Source organism: Mesorhizobium sp. M7A.F.Ca.US.005.03.2.1 (genome assembly GCF_003997795.1).
GTDB classification, from domain to species: domain Bacteria; phylum Pseudomonadota; class Alphaproteobacteria; order Rhizobiales; family Rhizobiaceae; genus Mesorhizobium; species Mesorhizobium ciceri.
In genome coordinates this window covers 1-3,964 of the sequence record NZ_RZRP01000598.1, presented here as the reverse complement: position 1 = coordinate 3,964, position 3,964 = coordinate 1, and the positions used below count along the sequence as shown (strand labels likewise).

Below are 3,964 nucleotides of genomic sequence, written 5' to 3'. Positions count from 1 at the left end.
CGGGCGAGATCAGCGTCAGACGCAGTTCCGAGCGACGCGCCGACGGGTCGGCGATCAGCGTGCCGGGCGACGCACCGACCGGCGGCCGCCGCGTTTTCGCCGGTGCCCGCGTCTTCACGGTCTCAGCCTTTGCCATATTCCCCTCGTGCGAGTCCTCGCCTCGACATTAGACGACAGGAATCAACCGGCAAAGACCCGCTTGGGCTTGAACATGCCTTGCTCAATGGCACCGATGGCGACCAGCTTGCCGCGCGCCGTGGCGCAGGCTTCTTCGGCTTCCACCGGTGCGTCGCGGCCGCGGATGATGACCGGGTTGCCGAGGCGGATCTTGGTTGCCGCGTCATCGCTGATGGCGATCTGCGGCAGGCAATCGAGGGCAGCCGATGTGTCGACCAGAAGCGCATCGATGGCGTCGAAGTCGATTGGCGCTTCCACCTTGTCGGCAGCCTCTGCCTTGTCAGCGGCTTCTGTCGTGTCCGAGCTGTCGACCTCCTCCACACCGAAACGGGCGGCTTCCAGTTCGGCGATGGTGACGAAGTCTTCCGAGGTGAACGGCTCGACCTCGACCCGGCGCAATTCGGAGATGTGACCGAAGCAGCCGATGTCGCGGCCCATGTCGCGGGCCAGCGAGCGCACATAGGTGCCCTTGCCGCACTCGACCTCGAAAACAGTATGGTCGGCGCCATGCTCGACAACGTCCAGACGGCCGATCTCGATCTCGCGCGCGGGTATGTCGACCGTCGCGCCGTCGCGGGCCAGATCATAGGCGCGCTCGCCTGCGATCTTGATGGCCGAGAATTGCGGCGGCGTCTGCATGATGACGCCGGTGTATTTCGGCAGCAGGGCGAGCAGTTGGGCTTCCGACGGACGCAGGTCGGATTCTTTCGTCACCGGACCTTCGAGGTCATCGGTCGAACGCTCCTGTCCCCAGGCAACGGTGAAGCGATAGATTTTGGCGCCGTCCTGCACGTAAGGCACGGTCTTGGTAGCCTCGCCAAGCGCGATCGGCAGCATGCCGGATGCCAGCGGGTCGAGCGTGCCTGCATGGCCGGCCTTTTCCGCCTGGAACAGCCATTTGATCTTGGAGACGGCTTCGGTCGAGCCCATGCCGACCGGCTTGTCCAGGATCAGCCAGCCCGAGATCGGCCGGCCCTTCTTCTTGCCGCGACGCGCCACTATTCGGTGTCCTTGTTGTCGTCTTTGTCCTGGTCCGCGTTTTCCTGGTCCTCAGGACCCAGATCGCGCGCCACTTCCGGCGATTTCAAGAGGTCGTTGATCCTGGCAAAATTGTCGAAGGAGGTATCGAGCTTGAAGCGGAACTCAGGCATGAACTTCATCTGCCGCAGCGCGCCGGAGACACGGCCACGGACGAATTTCGCATGCTTGTTCAACGCCTCGACCACCGCATCGGCATCTTTGGCGCCGAGCGGCGAGACGAAAGCGGTAGCGACCTTCAAATCGGGCGACATGCGCACTTCCGAGACCGACACCACGGTGTTCTCGATCAGCGGATCGATGATCTCGCCGCGCTGCAGGGTTTCGGATAGCGCATGGCGCACCTGTTCGGCGACGCGCAGCATGCGCTGGGATGGGCTGGATGCGGTTGGACGGGGCATTTTTCTCAATCCTGAAAGCGTGAGGCGCGGGATGGAACCGTGCCGCATGTCTCATATGGGCATTCTCAATAGACTTGGGGCGGCGGCCTTTCGACCACCGCCCGGTATGGACAAGTCATTCGAACTCAGAGTGTCCGGGTCACCATCTCGACGCGGAAGCACTCGATGACGTCGCCGACGCGCATGTCCTCGTAGTTCTGGAAGGCCATGCCGCACTCCTGGCCGCCGGGGACTTCCGAAACTTCGTCCTTGAAGCGCTTCAGCGTCTTCAGCGTGCCTTCGTGGATGACGACGTTGTCGCGGATCAGGCGCACGCCCGCACCACGCTCGACCTTGCCTTCGGTGACACGGCAGCCGGCGATCTTGCCGACCTTGGTGATGTCGAAGATTTCGAGGATCTGCGCATTGCCGATGAAGGTCTCGCGACGTTCCGGCGACAGCAGGCCCGACAGAGCCGCCTTCACGTCATCCACAAGGTTGTAGATGATCGAGTAGTAGCGGATCTCGATGCCAGCCGCCGCAGCAGCGGCACGTGCCTGGACGTTGGCGCGGACGTTGAAGCCGATGATCGCGGCACCCGAAGTCTCGGCCAGCGACACGTCGCTTTCGGTAATGGCGCCGGCGCCGGCATGGACGATGCGTGCACGAACCTCGTCGGTGCCGAGCTTATCGAGTGCGGCGTTGATCGCCTCGATCGAGCCCTGCACGTCGCCCTTGATGACCAACGGGAATTCCTTCAGCCCGCTTGTCTGCAATTGCGACATCATCTGCTCGAGCGAACCGCGCTGGCCGGCATGCTTGGCAACCGCCTTCTCGCGCGCCAGACGCTGGCGGTATTCGGTGATCTCGCGGGCACGGGCCTCGTTATTGACCACGGCGAAGCGATCGCCGGCCTGCGGGGTGCCCTGCAAGCCAAGCACTTCTACCGGCATCGCCGGCGGCGCTTCCTTGATCTGCACGCCACGATCGTTGACCAGCGCACGCACCCGGCCCCATTCATTGCCGGCAACGAGGATGTCGCCCGGCATCAGCGTGCCGGTCTGCACCAGCACGGTGGCAACGGGACCACGGCCCTTGTCGAGCTGGGCCTCGATGACGACGCCTTCGGCGGTACGGTCCGGATTGGCCTTCAGGTCGAGAATTTCGGCCTGCAGCAGGATCGCCTCGAGCAGTTTGTCGAGATTGGTGCCCTTGGTCGCCGACACTTCGACGTCCAGAACTTCACCGCCCATGGATTCGACGAAAACCTCGTGGCGCAGCAGTTCGGAGCGCACCTTCTGCGGATCGGCATCATGCTTGTCGATCTTGTTGATCGCCACGATGATCGGAACGCCGGCCGCCTTGGCATGGCTGATCGATTCGATCGTCTGCGGCATGACGCTGTCATCGGCCGCAACCACCAGGATGGCAATATCGGTCGCCTGGGCGCCACGAGCACGCATCGCCGTGAAGGCGGCGTGGCCGGGCGTGTCGATGAAGGTGATCTTGTGACCATTCTTCTCAACCTGGTAGGCGCCGATATGCTGGGTGATGCCGCCGGCTTCGCCGGAGACGACATTGGCGTTGCGGATCGCGTCGAGCAGCGAGGTCTTGCCATGATCGACGTGACCCATGATCGTCACGACCGGCGGACGCGAAACCAGGTCCTCGGCATTGTCGGCGATGTTGAACAGGCCTTCCTCGATGTCGGACTCGGCGACGCGGCGGACCGTGTGGCCGAATTCGGTGGCGACCAGCTCGGCCGTGTCGGCGTCGATGACGTCGCCCGGCTTCAGGATCTGGCCCTGCTTCATGAAGAACTTGACCAGGTCGACCGCGCGCTCGGACATGCGTTGCGCCAGTTCCTGGATGGTGATGGTCTCTGGCAGGATCACTTCGCGCATGACTTTCTCGCGCGGCTCATTGTGCATCGCGCGCTTGAATTTTTCCTGGCGGCGACGCATCGACGACAGCGAACGGGCTCGCGCATCTTCGTCGGACAATGCCGAATTCAGCGTCAGCTTGCCACGGCGGCGATCTTCCTCGCTCTTGGTCGGCTTGGCCGGACGCGCCGCTTCAGGCGTGACCGGACGGCGCACCGGTGCGCCGGCGCCAACCCGCTTCGGCTTGGCCACTTCCTCGTCATCGACTGTTGCCAGTTCGGCAGCCAATGGCGCGCGGCGACGCGCCTCTTCCTCGGCCCGACGGCGGGATTCGGCCTCGGTCTGCAACCGTGCTTCTTCCTCGGCCTGGCGGCGCGCGGATTCATCGCGTTCGCGCTTGCGGCGCTCTTCGTCCTCGGCGCGACGCTTGGCATCCTCGGCGGCGCGCTGGCGGTCCTCGACCTCGCGAACCTTCGAGCCTTCGAG

The 3,964-nt window shown here is 64.0% G+C and carries 3 protein-coding genes and 1 pseudogene; all 4 read right to left on the bottom strand.

Translation table 11 applies throughout. From position 1 onward, the window contains the following. Positions 1-136, bottom strand: a pseudogene (locus EN991_RS41815) (magnesium and cobalt transport protein CorA); the annotation flags it as partial. A 44-nt stretch (positions 137-180) separates the two neighbouring features. Beyond that, positions 181-1,176, bottom strand: a complete 996-nt coding sequence (truB, locus tag EN991_RS26435) for a tRNA pseudouridine(55) synthase TruB (RefSeq protein ID WP_127369867.1) — start codon at positions 1,174-1,176, stop codon at positions 181-183. Beyond that, positions 1,176-1,616: a 30S ribosome-binding factor RbfA gene (gene rbfA / locus EN991_RS26430; RefSeq protein WP_024503464.1), complete on the bottom strand. Its 441-nt coding sequence runs from the start codon at positions 1,614-1,616 to the stop codon at positions 1,176-1,178. The genes truB and rbfA overlap by 1 nt, the downstream gene beginning before the upstream one ends. Positions 1,617-1,741: 125 nt before the next feature. Continuing rightward, a partial coding sequence (infB, locus tag EN991_RS26425) for a translation initiation factor IF-2 (protein ID WP_127369866.1) occupies positions 1,742-3,964 on the bottom strand: 2,223 nt, incomplete at its 5' end.